The organism is Amycolatopsis sp. SID8362, assembly GCF_010550475.1.
GTDB classification, from domain to species: Bacteria; Actinomycetota; Actinomycetes; order Mycobacteriales; family Pseudonocardiaceae; genus Amycolatopsis; species Amycolatopsis eburnea.
Genome location: NZ_JAAGNB010001744.1, coordinates 1 through 1057, shown reverse-complemented (window position 1 = coordinate 1057; position 1057 = coordinate 1). Strand labels below are relative to the sequence as shown.

The window sequence follows — 1057 nt, the reverse complement described above, 5'->3', positions numbered from 1 at the left end:
TCGCGGCGAGCCACCTGCTGGCCACCGCGCCGCTGACGTCCGCCTGACTGACGCTCAGGCCGCCAGTGCGGCGCAGAGTTCCGGCACGACGACGTCGATGTCCCCGCGCAGCACGAGCGTGGCGGTCTCGTCGTAGGGGGTCGGGTCGCGGTTGACGATCACCACCGTCGCCCCGGCTTGCGCGGCCACCGCGCACAGCGACGCGGCGGGCTCCACCTGGAGCGAGCTGCCCACCGCGAGGAAGACCTCGCTCGCCGCGGCGATGCTGCGCGCGCGGCCGAGCACGTCGGCGTCCAGCGTCTGTCCGAAGAGGACGACGTCGAGCTGCAGGATCCCGCCGCAGCGGGAACACCGCGGGTCTTCCTCGCCGCGGGCCAGCACTTCGGGGGTCGGCAGCCGTTCCGGGCAGCGGGTGCACCGCGTGGTGTGCATGGTGCCGTGGAGTTCGAGCACCTTGCGCGCGGCGAGCCCGGCCCGCTGGTGCAGGCCGTCGACGTTCTGGGTGAGCACGCGCACGGCGGTTCCCGCGCGGTCGAGGTCCGCCAGCGCGCGGTGCGCCGCGTTCGGCTCGGCCTGCCAGGCGGCGTGCCCGGTGTAGCTGCGCCAGAACTCCTTGCGCACCACCGCATCGGCCATGAAGTTCGCCAGCGTGAAGGCGTTGACGGCACTCGGCGACCGGGTCCAGACCCCGTCGGGCCCCCGGTAGTCGGGGATGCCCGACGCGGTCGAGATCCCGGCGCCGGTGAGCACACCGACGAGCCGGGCGCCGCGCAGCAGGTCGAAGTGGTCCATGGGCGGGAGGTTAACGACTGCGCCGTGGTCCGACGAGCGGATTAGGCCTTCCGCAGCCGCAACGCCAACGCCGGGCAGGCGTTCGCGGCGCGGCGGGCCTCCGCGGCCAGTTCCGGGGGCACCGGTCCCTTCGCCAGCACCGGGTACCCCCATTCGTCGAGCCGGACGACCTCCGGCAGCAGGTCCGCGCACAAGCCGTGCGCGCGGCAGCCGATCGGGTCCACCGAGAGCTTCACGCCACTCCCTCCAGCACCCGGCACCGGCC

2 protein-coding genes are annotated in these 1057 nt (G+C 74.1%); both read right to left on the bottom strand.

Translation table 11 applies throughout. From position 1 onward, the window contains the following. Window positions 1-54: 54 nt before the first annotated feature. Window positions 55-792 (bottom strand): Sir2 family NAD-dependent protein deacetylase, encoded by a 738-nt coding sequence (locus G3I65_RS53285; RefSeq protein WP_160703903.1) that lies wholly within the window; start codon window positions 790-792, stop codon window positions 55-57. A gap of 41 nt (window positions 793-833) precedes the next feature. Further along, a partial coding sequence (locus G3I65_RS53280; protein ID WP_239072002.1) for a ferredoxin occupies window positions 834-1057 on the bottom strand: 224 nt, incomplete at its 5' end.

What these genes read in the sequence shown, in the direction of transcription:
- G3I65_RS53285 (WP_160703903.1), bottom strand. Translation starts at nt 792, where the DNA reads ATGGACCACTTCGACCTGCTGCGCGGCGCCCGGCTCGTCGGTGTGCTC.